Here is a 19,982-nt window from a genome sequence, read left to right as displayed (position 1 = left end):
CTATAGGTCTATAGGTCTATAGGTCTATAGGTTTTGGGGCATACAATAGCTGTTCATCTCGACTTCATTGTTCTCAACACCATAGCTAGAGCAATATATCTAGCTCACCTATGATGGAATCGTCGAGCAAAGGCTGATTCATATTTGTCACAATAAATGAGTCAGGTTATTAGGGCCAAATAGGTTTTCGATGCTCTGAGAAGCTTGTGCCCCAAAACATGTCAGCACCGCTCCTTACCCGGATTCGAATACGCGATTTTTTGCAATATTTGAACTAATGTCAGGCAAAAAGCAAGACCTGACCCCAAGGTTCCTTGCTTGTAAAGAAATGAAGGCTAGCGTTGGTCGATTTCTTTATGTCTACCGCGTGCTATTCAACACACATGGTGTGGTTTTAGATACACACGTAATATGCAACTGTGGTAAATTACTGATAGTGTTTTCAAAAGCTATACAGTGACCATGACTATCAACATAGAACTAACTACTCTAACAGAGTCCAATGCAGACTCATTTCTTTTGACTTTTCGTAGCCAGAATCAGAACAAGCACATATTAATAGACGGAGGTCTTAAGAGAGATGGTAGACAAGCACTTAAGCTGATAGAAAAAATTTTCGAACAAGGGGACATTATTGACCTTGTAGTGTTGACTCACGTCGATATAGACCATGTAAATGGCTTATTAGCGTTCTTCGAAAGCGATAATGTTAACGCTGACAATGTGAGGCGTGTCTTGTTCAATGTTCCGAACAGCATTGTCGAGCCAGAGTTAGTTAAAGATAAGAAAACTCAGTGTGGCTACAAGGAAGGGAACCAACTTCTAGAGTTGATTATCAAAAAAGGCATCAACTTTACTCAAGCCGTTGAGGGTGATCAGTTCAACCTTGGCGAGGGCATTGTTATAGATATATTGTCTCCTACGAAGTGTGCTTTGGAACTAGATCATGAAAATTGGTTAAAAACGAATATTGGTCATGACGAAGATGAAGAGTATGACAAAGAAAAACTAATTGAGGAGAAACACAAGGAAGATCGCAAACCACAAAATTTGTCCAGCATCGTGTGCTTAATTACATGCGATGAGAAGAAAATGTTATTTTGTGGTGACAGTACTCCAAGCCAAATTATTAAGGATGGCTTAGGCGAAACACCCGTAGATATTTTCAAAGTTCCCCATCACGGAAGTAAGTTCAATATCAACAGAGAGCTGTTAACAAGCTTTCCATCAAACAAATACTTGATACCTGGAAACAAATCCTCATACCCGAACTATTTCACTATCGCGCTGATTGAAAATAACTTCAAGAATTCAGAAGTTTATGTACCAAAGGGAAGTTGGGTACACAGTGAGCGTATGAATAAAGACATTGAGTTAGATTTCGTTGAGTATGAGTTTGGGACGAGGATTAATCTATGAATGTTGATCTTAGTAATTTGCACGCTGCACTTGTGCAAGTTAAGTCAAAGCTAAAAGGAAGTGGAGTTTGGCTAAATTTAGGGTTAACAGAACATTCTTATGTGCTCACAGCTACACATAATATTGATGTAGACAACATCGAGGTGTATGACTCAAATAAAAAGCTACTTGATTCTGAATTTGTTTGTTCGTTGGAAGAGTTCGATGTCTCAATCATTAAGATAAATATAGCGTGCAACAATAATATCGAATTGTGTATAGATGAAAAAATAAAAATGAATCATGATTCAAAGTGTTGGATATTAGGTTATCCAAAGTCTTTGGTTAAAACATCGATACATAAGTCTATTGAGCATCAAGGAACCATTTTAAATGTAGAAGAAAAAATGTTCTTTAGGATTGATGAAAATCTTCCAACTTATTCAGATAAGGATAATATAGAAGGTTTCTCCGGTGGGCCAATTTTCGAAGTTACTAACGATACCATATATTTAAAAGGAATAATTACTGATTCGTTTGATGAAAGTTTCTCATATCAAAGAATACTAGGAACAAAACTCATTAAAGTCATTGATTCATTACCTAGTTTAATAAAAGAAGAGATAAAATGTAAAAACACCATAGATGAAATTGTCGAGAAATCATGTGAAGTCTTAGATGAGAAAATTATTCAATATATATTGGATGGTGATTTTTTAGAAAAATTAAAGTATCTAGACCTAGAAGAGCTTCAGAAGTGTAAGTATTTTTATTTGCCTGATGATCAACCGAAAAACACACAACATTTATCTTTATTAAGAAACTTAGAATCTCTTAAGTCGTATATTCATACAAGAATAATATCCATGATTATGGATGAAGAGTTGTCAGATGTTTTGTTGAATCCTACTAACTTCGAAAGTGAAAGGATATTTACAATTCATGTTACTGACTTTAAAGAAAAGCATAAACTTGTTGCCAATTTAATAAGACAAGAGAATAGCTTCGAGTATTCAAACTCTATAGTTCTAATTATATATTCTAATGATAATAATGATTTGAAATATTTAACAAAAAAAAGGGTCTCAAGAGTTATATCGAACTACGCTGAAGGTAGAATACCTGAGCTTTATGATACATCTGCATCTGTTCTGGAAAAAGGTAGATTGAGAAACTTTTTAGAGCCTATAAAAAAATCCAGGATGAAATTCTCAGTGATTAACATTAAGTTTCTAGTTGAAATGATCGTTAGCCATATTGAAAATGAATTTTATGATGAGGAATATGATAAATCTTTGATTAAAAATGAAATCATCGAGGTGGTTAAAAAGTATGAATAATATTGACTATAGTTCTTTGGATTTTGAAGATAAGGATGCAGCAAAGAGCTTTATTATAGACAATGACATATTATTGTTCAGTGATGAAGGAGATATAATTCTCTGTTATCAATCAAACTCTGAAAATATAAAGTGTAACTGGAGTGATATAACAACTCAAACAGCATTGTATTTTCAATCTAATCTCCTAGATGAAGTTTCTGCTAGTAACTTACTTCTTGTTTTTTGTTCTACTGATGAAATTGACATTGAAACAAGAAAGAAAATTCAATCTGATACTTATTGTTGTAGGAAAATAGCTCGAAGTAACGTAAGTGATATTGAGTCAAGTATAAAAGAGTTAGTTTTCTATAACACAAAGAATGAACGAAAGGTTAGTTCATTATCGTTAATAGAGTTAATTAAGAAAAAACACCCTGAAGTATTTGATTTAATGGCCGTAAAATAATGAGTACAAATAAAATAAAGAAGGTTTCTTTTGATAGCTTCAGGGCATTCTCTGGAAGTCTAGAGCTAGATTTTGAAGTGGACAACAACGTTGCAGACATTGTAGTGATCTATGCTCCTAATGGTACTGGTAAGACGAGCGCAATTGAAGGTATTGAATGGGCAACTACAGGCAAGATCTCCAGACTGGATAGTATCATATCTAAAAATAACGCTCGTAATAAAAACCCTAAAGAAGGTAATATCTTAAAAAATAGGCAAAGTACGAAGAAAAATGCTACAGTTTCCATAGAATTAGAGAATGGTTCTATTATTAAGAGAAAAACGAAACCTAAGCAAAATAGAAATAACGATTATTGTGAAGGTATAGAAGAAAGTACTATAGATAATTCAGATAAGTTTGTAGATAATATTCTAAGTCAAGGTACTATCAGTAAATTTTCGTATGGAGCGAGTAGTGGTGCACTATTTAAATCTTTAGTAAGTAACAAAAGTAACCCTAAGGATATTGAAGTATACGACAAGCTGAATGAGCTTAAAAATAAGATTGAAAACTCTAATACAAAAAATAAAAATCAGATTGTTTATATAGAGGAACAGATAGAGTCATACGAAAATGATATTAAAGAATTAGAATATGACTTTATTGAAGACAAAAACTTCACTAGTTCTGAAGAGTATAAATTATTTAAGGCTAACTATAGCTCATATCAGAACTTATCAAATAAGACTTTTACTGAGATTGTCTCATACTTTACTGAATTATCTTCATCCTTTGTATCTTTAAAGGAAAAACTTATTTCATTTGATGTGTCAGATTTCAAGCGAGCAGTAAAAGAGCAAATCTTAGCTTCTAAGATAATGCATCTTGATGGTAAGGCACTTGAGAAAAAAAATGAAATCAGAGTTCTTGAAAGAAGCCGAAGTGAGTTAACGAATAAGAAAGAAAGTACTGATTTGTTTCTAGAGCCTAGCAATATAGCTGCTATAAACAGTAAATTAAAATCATACTCAGAGTTAAAATTCAACTTAGGCTATTGTACTAGTTATATATCTAAACTTGTAGATCTTAATGCAGAGATAAAGTTTGCACTTGGATTGAATGAACCCTCTATACTCATTGAAAAGCAGAATAATATTGGGCTAGTAATTAGTTCTATTTCATCAGTTTTTGGTGGTTGTGATAAAAATGAAGTGAAAATAATTCGCAGAGACTCTTTTATTGCTAAGGTAAATAGTAAAATTGAGTCTGAGAATGAAAAGCAAGTATCGCTCACAAGAGCGTCTTATATTGAAAAAAACAAAGATGATATCGATGTAACTAGCCTTAAAACTAAGTCTTTGGAATTAGCTAATTTAAACTCTAAAATTACTGATCTGGAATCAGAAAAGAAAAAGATAACAACGTTTGAAGAAAAACTTGGGCTAATTAAATCTTATGTTATTGAAGTTATAAATGAAAAGCAGTTAAGTAGCTGTCCTGCTTGTGGAACAAAGTACGGTAGTATTGATGAGTTAATTGAGTCAGTTGAAAGTTTAGAATCAGAATCCCAAAGCTTAGTTGAAGGTGCTATAAGTACTCTGAACAATCAAAAGTTACTCTTGGTAGAACAAATTGATAACATTAAAAAGAATATTGATTATAAAGTTTCTCAACAAAAAATAGCTATCAATGAAAAGCTTTCAAAGCTTACAGATAGAAGAAATCAACTTTCTAATTTATATTCACTGCTGAGTGATTTTAATGTTAATTATGAAGGCGTTAATATCAATGATGTATTACAACAGGTATATGAAATCAAAAAAAATCTAGAAATAAGGATTTCATTGAAATCAAAAAGGTATAATAAATATAAACGCTGGTCTGCTAAAGTTGATAACTTGATTTCTGAAAAGAAAAGTGAGTTGGATGATAATAACTCTAATATTCAAGCGTTAAGTAAGAACTGCTTAAGTCAGTTTGGTTGTAATATTGAAGAGCTTCTTCATATATCAGAGCTAAACCATGTTTACTTGTTTAGGAAAAATAACCTTAATGGTCGTTTAGATAATCTAGGCAAAAAAATCTCTGTTGCAGATTCTGAATTAAAAGAGATCGAAGATGCTACTTTAAAACTTAGGATAGGTGCAGGTTTTACTCAAGACAACTCTATGCAAGAGGTTCTAAGTCGAACTACAAATAATAAAAAAGAAATTAGATCTAATTATAATCATATTAAATCAAGAATTAGTTCTTACAAAATTAGTGAAACACCTTGTTTTATAGACCAAATTTCTTTGCTTCAAGATAAGTTTGATTCATATTTATCTAACATAATGACATCTCAAAAAGTAAGTGGGATTAGAGAGAGTATTGTAGAAAGTCAGAAATCCCTTGCTACAAAAAGAGAAGAGTTGAGCGCTGGTATAGTAAATTTAGGAAAAGTTAATAGTGCTTTAGATGATACAATGGGATATTTCTCTCTACTTGCTAGTGAAAGCATTAATAGTGAGGTTCTTAATGATATGTTTATGTATATTGAACCTCACCTAAAGTATGATGAGATTTCTTTCAAAGTAGACTTGAACGGAAATAACAAAGGGATATATATCCAAGCAAGGGCTAATTCAATTAATGATAACAATACTCCTATATATTATTTGAGCGAAGCGCAAATAAACATACTATCCATATGCATCTTCCTTGCGGATCATGCGAGAGAATTCGACGACAATGCTATCAATACAATAGTAATTGATGATCCAGTGCAAAGTATGGATGACTTAAACAGCTATGCTCTAATAGATTTGTGTAAAATATTTGCACGACGATTTAAAAAGCAAATAATAATTACAACTCATAATCGTAGCTTTTTCAATTTGTTTAGAGAGAAGTTACCTGAGATACGTTATCCAACAAAATATATAAGCCTGTAAATGCTATAGTTTAATTTCTCATTGCTAGAGCGCTGAACAAAGCCAAGTCATTGGTTCATGCGCTCTTCTTCAACTAGTTTAATGAAATATTTCGCAACTTTATCACGCAGCGTTCTTCCCCCTCCTATTGCAAAGGGAATGGGGTCAGGTCTTGCCTTTTGCTAGTTATGTTTTGCCATAGGCTAGCTAATCCGTCTTTCACTAATTTAGTAAATCTGCCAACACGAAAATGTCCAAGTATGAGTTACGATACCTGTAAAAGGGCATAAATAGACAGACTGAGTACAAAGCACAATTATTTGCTGAGCTCAATATAATGCCTCTGGGAACATTAAATTGAGGCTTAGCGTGCACACTATATGTTTAAATTGCTGTGCCCTTAACCCGCTGTTTGGGGACAAAACAAAGCCTATTGGGACAAAGCCTGGGTTTACAAGGATAATTTAACAACGTCGAGCGAACAATCAGGCGTGACGCCTAGCTGTTCTTCTTGCGAAATGCCAATTCAGCTTTGAGAACTTCAATTCTCCAACTAGGTAAGTGTGATTGTGTTTGAATAATGGCCTCAATGTGAGCAGTATCTAGTTCCTTTAAAGGTTTGAATTCGACCGGTTGATTACCATCTTTGCCTCTGGTACCCCAGAAAAATCCTTGTCGAATTTCATCGTGAGGTGCATCAGTGTAGATGGATTGCTCTTCAAATGGCTCGGTATTAACGTTTCGTCGTAGATAGTCAGTTCCTCCATCGACCATGTAGGTTTCGCCGTTTGCATCAATGTGAGTGACATAGTCGTGTCGATGCCTGCTGATCAAAACTGTGCCATCTGGTGTTTTAATTCGGTTTAGAACGATATGTTTCATGTGAGAACCTCGTTATTATTGCTAACTTTTTCGATAATTGTGGAATCGGATGCCTTCGCGCCCCCTTGTACGGGGGAGCTAACAGTTTTCCCGGACGCATGTTCTCTTTTTCATACCTTTCGGCTTAGAGGCCTCATCACCAAATTTAAGGTTGAGGTGGTTAGGTTTTGAAAAGTTGCCGACGGTGCAGATGCCCCAGGCCCAGCACTCGCTGTAGTCTTTATCTTGATCTTTCATCATTTCGAGTTCAGCTTCCATCAGTTCATGGAGGGCTTCAATGTATCGTGGAGTCAGCTTGATTTTCAGATTGTGATATCTAGCCATTTCTGTGCAACCTCATAATTTACTCTATACTGTATTTTCATACAGTATAGGTTCATAAATTGAAGAATCGCAATTGGAGGCAGCCAATATGCATACACCAAATGTGTTAAACCTTGAACATACGCTCACTGTGCCAGATGGTATTGAGTTAACACTTGTGATGCATGAATATGGCCTTTACGTCAGCCAAAGTCAGCTCGTAACGAATTGGTATGATTTTCGATTGTTAGCCCTGGTAATAGTCTTTTCCCAGCAAGGGCAAGCTCGGAGGCTGGTTTACTCCTTACCCAAGCAATCTGATTTATTTGATCTTCAATTATCATTTCAATTGTGTGTACATCAGACTTGCTGTGGTCGTTTTCAGCCTTCTCGAATCCAGATTTCGTATTTATTTGTTGATGTCGATGATGCACGAGAAACAATTTATGTGTTTTGGAAACAGCTGTTAAAGCACGTGAAATGTCTGGAAAACTTAAAGAAGGTAGAGATATAAAAAGGCTATCAAATGAATGCTCTTTCTACTACTTATAAAGGATGGGTGCGAGGCGCATTATGATTAAACCTGACGGGCGTGTGTATACACCAGATGGATGGACGATCTTCCATATTAACAACAACGGTGCTCATTCCTATAAAGTGTTGTGTATATGGAGTGGCGGGTATCTTGATGGCGATTCGTGGCGCCTTTCACCTGGTGCTGAAGACTTTAACCTGATATATGATGCAACAATCGGCTTGTTTGTATCAGAGCAGTTGAGCGGTTCTACGTACCACCTCAGTCGATTTGGGTATCAGCGTCACAATGTCTACGGGGCAGCTATTCTCCAAAGAACAATCAATTCTTTTGATATGGCGCCTTCTGGACTAGAGGTTTCTCTGCTGAAATTGAAGGTTAGTGAGGATGGATTGGTTATTAATCCTGTGGAGATCTTAGATGAGGTAGATAGCTATGATAGTTATTACACCTGACTCTGAATCGAGGCTTCATAAGCCAGATGCATGGATAATTTTGCGGCTTACCCAGAGGGGGGAGGTTTCATACCGGCTTTTCGTATCATGGCGTGGAAAATATGGGTTTCAAGATCAATGTCGTATGTCATCGGGAACTGACAATCTGGACGAAATGATCAAAAGAGATGATGGCTGTTTCGTATGGCCACAGGCATCTGGTTCAACATATGTACTCTTGCCTCACGCTCAAGGTTTTGTTGGCTTGAACGGTGACCGGACTCTTCATAGTGTCATTTGTAACCCACAAGTTTATTTTTCATCAGGCACCAAGGTTGAGCAATTAAGTGCACTTAGAGACTCAAATGGTTGAGTTCTCTACCCGATGGTATTTGCAAATGATGTACATTAGAAGTCGGAAATGAATAATGACTGTAGGAAAACACTACAAGTATTACTTTTAGCGGGAGTGTTTATATTGGTCATACAATTCTTTCATGTTCAAAATAGCTGATGTGATCTGCTAGCTTTTTTGTTTGCTGTGCTGAATGGGAAACCATAACTATGGTATACCGTGTAGCCAGTTGGATAATGAGTTCCTCTATTTGTGCTGTCGTTTCAGGATCCAATGAGGCCGCAGGTTTATCAAGCAGCAAAATTTCGGGTTCAAGCGCCAGTGAGCGGCCTGGTTGAAGGCGGTATAAAGCTATTGTTGTGCTCCTTGAGCCTTAACCTGATAATATAGCTTGAGTTGCTGATCTGGAGCGATCAAAATAGGTGGAGTTTGATAATAAGGAGTTAAGGTGAAAGCAGGTGACATTCTTGCATCAAGAAGTGACTCTTTAGGAAGTCGCATTATTTGTATGCTTACAAGGAGCGACTGGAGCCATGTTGCAATCGCAACTAGTCATAATACGGTATTAGAAGCAACAAAAAGCACCGCTACTACATCAGATGAAGTAAGGGAAATTTCCTTAGCTGAATTTATTGATGCAAATGATCAAGTCATACTCCTAGAAAAGCCTGGGTCACTTTCACTGATGCAAAGTAAACAGCTCGAAAGTTTTGTTCAATCATTAAAGTCTAAAAGATACACCGTTGTTCATGCAGGGTTCACGATTTTTCCAGGATTTATTTGGACTCTAGCCACGCTTTTAATCTTGGCTTCGTCCATCGAACTGTTCTCGATAAATAGAGAGCTAGGGGCGAGCTTAAAAAGCTATTTTATTGCACTTGCGATGACCATCATTTTTATCTGCTTATGGGCGGTAGCTAATATATGGGCTAACCGAACAAAGTTAGGTGTCGCTATGACAGAAAAAATATACTGTAAGACACGGTTTGGTCGATACCTAGTTAACAAGAAGCACGATATGTTTTGCTCACGACTTGTCCTGCTAGTTGATAGAGATCTTGCGGGGGGACTTTCACCAAAAGTTCCTGATGAAAATGAGGTACAGCCAAAGCACATCGTTAATGCGTGCAGAGCAATGGGATGGACTTGTCGAAAGTTATCTAACCCGAACGAACCAAGTTAGAGTACTTAGGTGTAGTGACTCATACTCAAAATGACAGGTTCGCAGATGAGTCACGAACAAAACGTACAGCCTATTTGCTGGTATTGCCTATTTGCGTGGTAATATTGCGTTTTGATTATAATTTCTTATGTAAAAAAGTGTTTGAGAGGGAAGTGATTCTAGAGGATGTTGAACCTGACCTTGGGAGTTCTCTCGACACAATTCTCCATCAAACTTAGCCTTCATGTCGTTCATGGCATTCCTTCGGTCATTTAATACATCTTCATCACATAAAAAATAACGATTCATAATATGACTGTATTATAATCAGCCAGTTGCATTGTATTGTTGAATGATTTTGGGAGTATTTATGGCAGGAAGTGAGGCGCAGGCAGGCTTTTATTATCAGAACCTAGTTGCTGCATTACATCTTCTTGAGTTGATTGATATTGGCTCAAACATACGAAGTATCACTTTAGAAAATCCCGACCGAGCTCCACACATTGATGACATTATCATCGACACAGACACAGGCTCCCGATTCATCCAAATCAAGTGGACAAAAGAGCAGGAAACTTCATTTACTCTCGCAAATTTGGTAGCAGAAGAGGAAGGTGGTTCTCTGTGGTTAAAGTTGGCACGTGGATACCAGCAAATTAGCTCCGAACATGGTGAGAAAATTGTAGAGTTATTGTCCACTCGTAGAGAAGGTATCAAGAAGCAACCTGGACAAGGGTTTGAACGCAGTTTAAAGCAATTCATCACTGAATTTCACACTCCATACATATTAAGTCCTCCAGGTACGAAGATTGACGCTATTCATTCGTATTCTGACTACAAGCAGATTATCCAAAAGCTAAAGGGTGCATCGGGTATCACCGACGGAGAAGTTTTTGCTGCGTTTTTGAAATCAATGCGATTCACTTTAGGGCAAGATGATATTGACACTGTCGCCCACCGCGTAAAGGCTAGACTTCATCAACTAGGCATTGAGCAACAACAATTCGGAACCTTGCTGGATAGATGTGTGAACTGGTCAATAGGAAGCCGACAGATAACCGCGTCTCTTGTCTTGGAGGCTTTAGGCCTTGAGGATCGCTTTGCAGAGCGCCTGAATCATAGGTATCCTGTCGACGACGCTTTATGGGTTCCTACTCCCAATCTCTTTCAGGCTTTAGATAATGCATTGGATAGCCTATCTTCAGGCTTCATTGCTGTAATTGGTGAACCTGGAGCAGGGAAATCAACAGCCCTCACAAAATATCTTAATGCCAATTCAAGCATCAAGTTTGGATACTATTGCTTTATTCCCAATGAAAAAGTAATAGGAAACGACCGACTACAAGAAGAGGCTTTCGTCCGTTCAGTATGTTTAGGGCTTAAAGATGCTTTCCCGGATTTTAAATTCTCAAAACCCTATTCGACGGCATCGGTTCAATTACTGAACATTTGGCTGAAAGAGCTTTCTGAAAGTAGCCAAAGGGTCGTGTTTCTTGTCGATGGCATTGATCATGTGGATAGAAAAACTCGCCAATCTCTGTTGTCTAAGCCTTTGACAAGCGTTTTGGATGGACACCTACCAGACAACGTCCTGATTATACTCTCAACTAGATATGAGCAGGCTCTTCCCCCTGCCATCATTAGCCATCTCAAGCAGCAACCAACTAGACGAATAGAAGTCAAGCGATTCGAACGATGGCAAATATCTAAATTCATGGCACTTAGAGGTGTTGAGCATAACGACTCATTATTAGATCAAATAGTCACTATTTCTGCAGGGGTTCCAATCTATCTCGAGTATTTAGCAAAAAAACTATTCGACATGACAGCCACTGAGCAGGATAGATATTTGCAGCAAACACCTACTCTTCGTGGTGAAAAGATAGACCACTATCACGACCACATGTGGCAAGAGTGGACTTCAGATTTAGATACAAAGTATTTGCTGGCTATATTGGCTGTGCGTGAAGAATATACAACAGCTGAGCTTCTTCAAATTCTACTTGCAAGCGTCAACCGCCCTTTAGCCCTCGGTGAAATTAAACACAAGTTACAAGCTATCCGCTATGTACTTAAAGAATCGGAAGCAAAAGGATTTACGATAAATCACGCTAGTCTTACAGAGTTTGTCAGTGAACGAACCTCCGAACTAAGACCTGAGATCACACGAGCAATATTGGACTGGTATGGAAGCGAACCTACAACTGACGAATCCTGGCGTAATAGATTTCGCCATCTATTGGAGCTAGGGCTATATGAAGAGGCACTTCAGGCTTGTGACAACGATTGGGTAAATCGAGCTTGGCAGTTCTATCGACCTTTACCCGAGATCCAAAAAAATCTAGATCTCGTTTGGAAAGCGAGCATTCAAGCCCAAGACCTTCATTCATTTATTCGAATTGGTTTGCTGAAGCAGCAGGCAGGCTTGATAGAACAAAATATTGATCTTGAACCTATTGATATTGCGACGACACTTTTAGATGTTGGACTATCGGATGCTGCACTCAATACTGTATGGGACGGTGAGCGCTCGTTAATTTCACCCTCAGATTTTGCAATTTTTGCAGCACATTATGAGAGTCGACTTGGTCGTTTGTTGCCAGCCTCAGTCGTTCGAGAAGCACTTTCTAACCGACAAAGAAATAGTTACCAGGCAACAGCCAAAATTTATCGCATAGTCAGTTTGGTTGTGGAGCCAGCTGAACTATTAAAAGAAATCAGCCAATTACGCTGGCAAACAACAACTGAAACAAGTCATTTGATAGACGCAGCCGACGACACTGAGAATAGTAAACTCAATCTCAATTTGCAGTTGGAAGTGATTAAAAGTCTCGCAGAACACTGCTTGATTGACAAGCTGATAGCTTTGGCTAGCCTGAAACTTTCAGATAGCATTCTTCACGTTGCAATTGAAGCGGCACTTACAGTAGCCTTTGCAAAGGCTAAATCCGTAACAGATGCAATCAGCACTTCACAAAACCTTCAGCTAGATTGCCTTCCTAAAGGCTTCTTGTTCTGGATTCAGGTTCAGCTTGCACGACATCGCATTCCTTTTGCAATGGTTGAGACCATTTCCATTCCTGCAGCGCCAAAAAAGTTGGACAAAAACTACGAGTTCAACATGGCGTTGGTTAAAGCATTCTCTGAATATAGAGGTTTCTTATTAAACAGAACGGATGGAACAACATTACTTCGTTCTCGGTGCGTAGGATTAACAGGGCCTGTTGCGGACATTAACCATGCTTTAATTTCATTGGCTGAACTTTGGGTACAATCAGTTGGTAATCCACCTTCGGCTAATAACCTGGAAAGACTCAAATCTTTATGTAACCAACTATCGATAAGCGTAGATAGTTTCGCTACAACTAATGATTATCATAGTTACCTTTATTATGACCATGCGCATGAGCTATACCAGCATTTATGGGACTATGCTGTAGAATTTCTTGACCATAAGAGTCAAATAGCATTGGCAATCTACTGGTTGGGGGCGGAAGATGGCTGTATGTGTGAGCGCTTTTCAATAGCAACTCGTAATTTGGTGAGGTCGCTGGCAAAAAACTCGGCGGATGGTATTAATGAAACGAAGCGCAAACTCCTTGAAGTCGTCGAAACGGTAGCTAGAAAAGACGAAGAAACGATGGTTCTCACGTCTTCATTTATAGAGTCTGCCAAGGCGTGGGGAATCTGCGGTTTTAGAGACGAAGCGGTTAGGCTTTGGAGTGAAATTTCTAAAATCGCATGTGGTGTAGGCTACCGCAAAGATTATCAGTTCAGTGAAATATTCCTTCCGTTAGAGATTGCGCATAATCAGGATCCATCAGGAAGTCTTCGGCGTCTTAATGAACAGCTCGAATTAGCTCACCATCTTGAGGATACAGGAGCAGGTAAGCAAGTAGCTATTGCTATAGAAGGGCTTTTAGAGTTGGTAGCGCAATGGAAGCCCGCCTTGGTATTTAGGGGATTAGTCGAAGAGGAGTCGTTGATCTTTCGTGAACGTGCGCTTCGAGGCGTGCTATTAAAGCTTGTCACAAACAAATCATTAGATAAACAGCTATTGCTCGCCATCCTGAAAACGATGTCCCGTTGGGAAAACCACAACCATTTCAATGATGAAACAGCTCCAGCTATGAAAGAGTTCTTTGCAGCGTTGCTAGAGCAGAAGGAATACCAGATAGCTGATGAGACTTATCAATTTGCTCGACAAGTTTTCTTAGTAGAAAAGCAGCTTCCACACCTACTTAGCGACTTGGCCATCATGCGAAATGCTAATCACTCTGACAATGAACTTGCCAAACAAGATGAGGAGACGTTTCGCGAAGATGAAAAACAAGCAGAGTGTCAAGAGATAGAGGATGTTTTTGATGATTCCAGAGATAGCATTAAGTCTGTGTTAGAAAAACTGGCTCCAGACAACATTTCGGAAGTTACAAGGTGTTTGGAAGACCTAGCACTAGAAGAGCGAAAGAAAAAAATAGCGAGAAAGTTGACTCAGGAGAGAAATGATTGGCTACAAGCATTACTCAATGTCACATCGCTGAATTCAATTCCATCAGAATTTGAGCAATATATTGATAACTTTCTCGAATCGTTTGAGCAAAGAATAGTTGAACTTTTGAGTGCTGATGAAGTCCATTCGCGCAGAGCAGTTGAAGAACTGGTTCATGATACAGTCCATGAGTTCGCATTACTTATTGGTGTGAAAAAGGAGACTATTGCGCCTATTGAAGAGGGGTTTGATCTTGATACCTGGCTTGACAGCCTATTTCGACCATCAAGTCTTGGTTATTCCATTGAACGTCAATTAGAGGACAGACTCCCAGAGTGGATTCAGGATACGTCTTTCAATCAATTATCTGATTGGCTGAGTTTTGCTCGCAAAAATTTGACATCAGATGCACGTGCGCTTGCTCTAGTTGAAGTAGCTAAACGTTACAAGTTTGCAAATCCATCATTAGCTTTTGAATTACTTGAAGAAGCTACTGATTGTATAGCAACTATTTTCTTCGAACACGGGAAACTGAAAAATGACATATGTAATCTCGCCCTTTCCCTTGATACCGACAAAGCCTGTCACCTGATTCTTAATAGCTTCCGACAGCAGTATAATAAATATCCTGTATCACTGATTTATAGGCTCGGAAGCCTAGTTAAAACTATGTCTACAGCGATGGCTATCGATGGAGTAGTACTATATGAAACATGGGCTTTGCATAATAGACGCCTTACAGATGGACTGACATCAAAACCTTTGGGATCATGCTGGATAACCGCTGATGAAGAGTTGCGTTTTGAGGAAGAGGCTATTAGCTATCTTTTGGCCCTTCTTCGATATCCAGAGATAGATGTTCGACTTTTGAGCGTCGAAGCTTTGGTAGAATTGCTTAGTAAAAGAGCTGATTTAATCGAAAGTTTACAAAGGCATTGGCCAACACTCTCGTGTGGGCAGCGTGAGTATGTGGCCTCAATGCTTGACTCGTTGGGCAGATTACGTCCTGATCTCGTAGAACTTTGGGCATCGTGGTTGCAGGAAGAGGCTACTAAAGAAGAACATTACAACCTTAGCACAACTGTTGCGTTGGCACTTAGCCGAGATGAACTTAGAAACCGTCCAGAACATCCTCTGGCTAGTAAAGCATGGGCATTGCTCGATCGCCCTAGCATTGTCCTTCCTCTTAAGCCTCAAATCGTTGGCGATGAGCTCCCGAGAGTTCGTTTAACCCCTTACCAGAATTGGGTACTAAATCTTCTTTCGGAAGGCTGCGACGATCCACGCTTACTACATTCAGAAGCATTAAGAATTCTGGATGATATCTACAACAATGCTCAACAAGGGTTGGAACAGGAATACTCCGTACATAGAGAGCATAATATTAACACAAACTTTGATAATCTTGAGATAGCCGCATCTTTTGATGAAGCATGCCGATCATCTGTGAATAAGGCTATTATTCGGCTAATAGCAGCTCATGAGATTGATCCGGAGTATCTCACAGGAGATGCAGATATCTTGAGGCATAGAGATCCCACTGATAGTTTAGTAAAATCGTTCTCCCGCCCCACAAGGGTAGACTGGTTGAGTCGAACTGATGATGACTCAGGCTTCATCAACTTCATTGATATTAATGCTAGCGTTGAGGCCGCTCTTAGGGTTGAGGATGGATTTATCCGACTGTTTGAGTACACAGAGCAACGTAGTGGTGGTGAGATAGGCAGTCAATCTCAAAGAGCATGTATTGTCCAAAGCGAATTGTTCGGAATCCAAGCTGGGGCGAAAATTCCCGAAGATATGCTTGATTATCTCTTTGAGCATTCACGGATTCGTGACCGCAATGCTTACCGATTTGAGCTGCCTTGGCGTGAAAGCCCTCGCTCACAATTGAGCATGCCTTTAGTCTCTTCCTCATCTCGTAACTTTCGAGGTAGACGCACCTGCGAAATTGCAGCCCTTTCTGGAATTTGGAAGGATTGTTTTCCTGATGCGGAAAGTACTCTTGATTACTTAGGGGCTCAGTTAGGAGAGTCCATATTTAGTCGCGCGACTGAATGGCAAGAAGAGTTCGATCAAGGTCGAAGGAGACACGAACCAAAATCTACGGGTTTTCTTTTAGAAGTTGATGTCAACCTTCTACGGCAGTTAGCATCTGAACTCAATCTTGATGTGTTTGCACGGATAAAGTTATCTCGGACAATTGATAAATATAAGCCGGAATATGACATGGATTGGCACGACAAAATTTGCTTGGTTAAAGTTTTCTGAATTGATTAAACGTATGCGCTCAATTCTCGACGTGATATATATGGAGAACATCGATTGAGTATAGATAGAAAGCAATTTAGCCTTCTATACAAAATCTAATGTTACTTTTGATTGCGTTAGTGTTGTACTTTGATAGTTGCTAGATTGCATGCTGACTAATCTAGGTAATCACACCAGTACAGTTAAGCGAATTGAGGGGGGCAAAGCCCCCCCTCAGCTTTTACAGTGCAACTTTAAGTGTGATAGGGCAATGATCTGAAGGTTGAACTTTATTCTTGTCATGTCCAGGATAATTATATCCATAGGATCCGAGACCTAGGTCTGTAGTTTCGAAAATGTAACTCACCGAAAGCAAACGGGCCCAGCTCTCATTAATCATAAATCTATCAATATCTTTATGGCAATCCCAAGACTTATATGGAGGATCAAAATGGTTGGCTGTATAGTATAAGTTTGTGCCATTCGGAACACTGTCATTTATTTCTTTTAGCATCGAGCGGGTTTTAGATGTGCCGGACGGGATATTCGAAGCTGAGCCACCGTCTGATCTAGCTTCGAAAGTCATATCCCTAACAAAATGACGATTAAAGTCTCCGAGCAGTATAAAATAATTTCCAGCCTTAGTTTGTGCCTCTACCCATGTCTCTAACTTTGGTACTTGGCGTGCGTATGTTTCGCAATCTGCCTTTTTATCATCTAAAGGGTTCCATCGGCAGCTAGCCTTCATATGTACATTAAGGAATACAACCGGTTTACCTCCGATGACGCCCTGCAATTCAATTCCAGGGCGTACTTTTCGGTCATTATGCTCAACCATAAGAGTTTTATTCAAAGTTATTTGGGGGCGAGCATCAAACAGCTCCTTCTTGTAGGCAACTCCAACATTTTGGGGAAGTGATATGTTCTTAAGAAGCTCAAATGAGCTTATGACTTCATAGCTTGGGTTGTTTAATAGTTCTTTTATTGCAATTGCATCAGAAACTTCTTGAAAGAAGTAAATATCTGATTGCAATTTACTTGATGCTTCTTCTAACGCCTGCACTTTTGCTTTATGAGCTGCAATATCATGAACAGGTTTGGATTGAACTTTGCCCCAATGTAATCCGTTTAGAGCATTACAGTATGTTAAATATGATGGTTTTGAGTTGAGTTTGGCCTTGATTTCATCAGTTAGTGATTTGTCTCTTGAGTCTGGCCAGCCAAGTGGTTCGCAAAATTTTTTCCACTCTAAAAAACGAGCTTCAGACATCAGGTGCTCAGTATTCCAAGTAGTTATTTTGATTTCCTTGGCGTTGCTAGTGAAAGCTACGCTTGCAGTTGCTATAAGTATTAATCCTTTAAATTTATAGTTCATGGTATGACCCTTTGTACAGTTAATGTAAAGGCATCCAATTTGCAATGCACCATTGCGATCATAGTTCAAATGTGTATTTTTTTGTAAGAATGCTTATTTTCGACTTTTCTAAGTATTAACATAGAACGTCATCGCTTACTTATGTTCATTTTTTGTGCTTAAAGCCTTTGTACTGCAGTGGATACGCTCAAAGTTGGTATCTAATTCGAGATTTTATTAGCGCTTTCGGTTATATTGATATCCAAGTATATCTGAGTTATAGAGCAAAGTTATGCGTATTAAAATGAAATATGGTTTGCAGTTTAATATATATTGGTTTTAATACCTTGTGATAATTTTTCAATCTATATTAGAGCTATAGAGGATTTGAAAGGAATATTAATGCAACTAAAGGCAGAAAGTGTTTATGTAAACTGGAGCGAAGCGGTAAAAGAAGCGAAAAAATCGGTTACGATTTTTGCTCCTTATTGGGATAGTTTTCTACTTGATATATTGGATAATTGTGACCGTGATAACTCAGCGCTAATAGTCACAATCGTAACAACTCTTGATGAGCGAAAGTATTATACATCAAGAGGTGCATTTGAAGCTTTAAAAAAGGTAGTGGAAGAAAATAAGTATAGAGTTAAAGCTATTGATGACCTTCACGCCAAGGTGCTTGTCGTAGATGGGCGTATTATATCCTGTGGCTCTCAGAATTTTACAAATAATAGTCACTTTACTATGAAGGAAATCACAGCAATTTTTGATAATACTGACCTTGTTGAATTGGAGTTTCAAAATGCTAAGAAAGAGTTAAGCTCATGGGAAAAAAAGGCAATTGATATTGATTGTGTTGAGCTCAAATTTATTGAAGAAAATTTGGAAAAATACAAAGCATATTGCAAAGAAAAGAATCATAGGCGGAGAAAGAAGAACATTGCTAGGCGCTCTAAACATGAAGGGTGGAAAGATGCCAGAATTGATTCTGGTTATATAAAACTGGCTGATGGTGGTAATTTGTCTGAACTAGTCGAATCAAAAGGTCTTGATGCATCAAAAACTGAATGGATGACTTTGCTAGATGCGAATAATAACTATAAATTATACTTTGTTCGCATGAATGAGAGAAGTCTTTCACTTGCTTTTAGTGAGTTGGAGATGACTATTCCATCTAATATTTCTACTAGATACTACAAAGTTCGAGTAATTAGCGAAGTCTCCAATAAATTCAATGTACTGCTGGAGATATCTATAAATGATAGAGGCAGAGATTATAAAGCACAACTGCAGCTATCTTTCTATGGTGGAGAGCCTGAGTTTGTTCCTTGGCGAAGTAACATTATAAAGTGGGTTGATCGCAGGGTGACAAAGGAGTTACGAGAAGAGCTACAGAACTTTATAGAAGCTCCCAAAAACAGTCAAAGTTCTTCGTTGATGAACTATATCTTGGAAGCCTTTAAACCAAAGAAGATCCATGGTGAATTTGACCTAATTGGAGAGCAACTACAAGGAAAAGTTAATCAAATCCAGCTTCTAGAATTTGACAATGCTCCTGTTTGGGTTGTCAGATAAGATCGACTTGTAAACCTACCCTAAAATAGGGGCATCCACATTTAAAGTTCAACACAGCCTCTAGCGATAGTTATTACCGAGGTCGTCGTATATATAAAATCGCCAAAGAATTAAAGTCAAAATCCTAAAGATTCTTGATGAACGTTTTGGCATCAATGAAGACTATGTTTACCCGCCTACCGACCAGAACTTAGAGATCATTGAATAGGCCGTTTCAATGACCAAAGAAAAGTTCGGGGTGTAGCCAATTTTTTGGACAAAGTTATACGGGTAAATAATAAATATATGAAGCTGTAGGAAGTAGAAGAAAACGAACTCTAGCACCATGACGAGTGCAAACCACTTCCTATGGCGCACTTAATTATTTTACTCGAGTATAGATAGTATTTATTGCATAGTCCTTTTGGCTATTGGTAAGTACATTGTGTTACGTTAAAGTAAAAACACCCTCTGGCAGATTTGAGGGTGTAAAGGAATGATGAAATGTTAAAAAGACTTAATATTATCAATACAATTATGATTTAAATTATTGATTCATAATGTTTTATTTAAGTTGCACTGTG

The 19,982-nt window shown here is 38.2% G+C and carries 11 protein-coding genes; 8 read left to right on the top strand and 3 right to left on the bottom strand.

The features are described 5' to 3' along the window. Window positions 1–462 precede the first annotated feature (462 nt). The 4 genes from PGW97_RS22550 to PGW97_RS22535 are packed head-to-tail and all read left to right on the top strand — an operon-like array spanning window position 463 to window position 6,101. On the top strand, window positions 463–1,419 hold the full coding sequence (locus PGW97_RS22550) for a ComEC/Rec2 family competence protein (protein WP_273859904.1): 957 nt from the start codon (window positions 463–465) through the stop codon (window positions 1,417–1,419). Beyond that, window positions 1,416–2,738 carry a hypothetical protein gene (locus tag PGW97_RS22545; RefSeq protein WP_273859903.1) on the top strand — a complete coding sequence of 441 codons (1,323 nt, stop codon included), beginning with the start codon at window positions 1,416–1,418 and terminating at the stop codon, window positions 2,736–2,738. The genes PGW97_RS22550 and PGW97_RS22545 overlap by 4 nt, the downstream gene beginning before the upstream one ends. Beyond that, window positions 2,731–3,186: an ABC-three component system middle component 1 gene (locus PGW97_RS22540; RefSeq protein ID WP_273859902.1), complete on the top strand. Its 456-nt coding sequence runs from the start codon at window positions 2,731–2,733 to the stop codon at window positions 3,184–3,186. The genes PGW97_RS22545 and PGW97_RS22540 overlap by 8 nt, the downstream gene beginning before the upstream one ends. After that, complete coding sequence (locus PGW97_RS22535; RefSeq protein WP_273859901.1) at window positions 3,186–6,101, top strand: AAA family ATPase; 2,916 nt, start codon at window positions 3,186–3,188, stop codon at window positions 6,099–6,101. The genes PGW97_RS22540 and PGW97_RS22535 overlap by 1 nt, the downstream gene beginning before the upstream one ends. A 477-nt stretch (window positions 6,102–6,578) precedes the next feature. Here the strand turns inward: PGW97_RS22535 and PGW97_RS22530 are convergent, their stop codons facing one another. Together PGW97_RS22530 and PGW97_RS22525 are read right to left on the bottom strand one after the other, a co-directional pair. Beyond that, window positions 6,579–6,962, bottom strand: coding sequence for a hypothetical protein (locus tag PGW97_RS22530; protein ID WP_273859900.1), 384 nt, complete (start codon window positions 6,960–6,962; stop codon window positions 6,579–6,581). A gap of 78 nt (window positions 6,963–7,040) precedes the next feature. Next, window positions 7,041–7,286: a hypothetical protein gene (locus PGW97_RS22525; protein ID WP_273859899.1), complete on the bottom strand. Its 246-nt coding sequence runs from the start codon at window positions 7,284–7,286 to the stop codon at window positions 7,041–7,043. A gap of 552 nt (window positions 7,287–7,838) precedes the next feature. On the opposite strand from PGW97_RS22525, the gene PGW97_RS22520 reads away from it, so the two are divergent. The 3 genes from PGW97_RS22520 (at window position 7,839) to PGW97_RS22510 (ending at window position 16,511) form a co-directional block, all read left to right on the top strand. Next, window positions 7,839–8,255: a hypothetical protein gene (locus PGW97_RS22520; protein ID WP_273859898.1), complete on the top strand. Its 417-nt coding sequence runs from the start codon at window positions 7,839–7,841 to the stop codon at window positions 8,253–8,255. Between the two features lie 782 nt (window positions 8,256–9,037). Then, a complete protein-coding gene (locus tag PGW97_RS22515; RefSeq protein WP_273859897.1) occupies window positions 9,038–9,772 on the top strand; it encodes a hypothetical protein in 735 nt (244 codons plus the stop codon). 349 nt (window positions 9,773–10,121) lie between these two features. Next, the gene (locus PGW97_RS22510; RefSeq protein ID WP_273859896.1) at window positions 10,122–16,511 is read left to right on the top strand and encodes an ATP-binding protein; all 6,390 of its coding nucleotides are present in this window, start codon (window positions 10,122–10,124) and stop codon (window positions 16,509–16,511) included. Between the two features lie 220 nt (window positions 16,512–16,731). Here PGW97_RS22510 and PGW97_RS22505 read toward each other — a convergent pair whose 3' ends face one another. Further along, window positions 16,732–17,865 carry a hypothetical protein gene (locus PGW97_RS22505; protein WP_273859895.1) on the bottom strand — a complete coding sequence of 378 codons (1,134 nt, stop codon included), beginning with the start codon at window positions 17,863–17,865 and terminating at the stop codon, window positions 16,732–16,734. Window positions 17,866–18,246: 381 nt separating this feature from the next. Here PGW97_RS22505 and PGW97_RS22500 point away from each other — a divergent pair, with 381 nt between their 5' ends. Further along, complete coding sequence (locus PGW97_RS22500) at window positions 18,247–19,419, top strand: phospholipase D-like domain-containing protein (RefSeq protein WP_273859894.1); 1,173 nt, start codon at window positions 18,247–18,249, stop codon at window positions 19,417–19,419. Window positions 19,420–19,982 lie beyond the last annotated feature (563 nt).

It is taken from the genome of Photobacterium sp. GSS17, from assembly GCF_028621875.1.
Lineage (GTDB): Bacteria > Pseudomonadota > Gammaproteobacteria > Enterobacterales > Vibrionaceae > Photobacterium > Photobacterium ganghwense.
The sequence above is the reverse complement of the archived record's forward strand: the minus strand, read 5'-3'. Positions and strand labels throughout refer to the sequence as shown.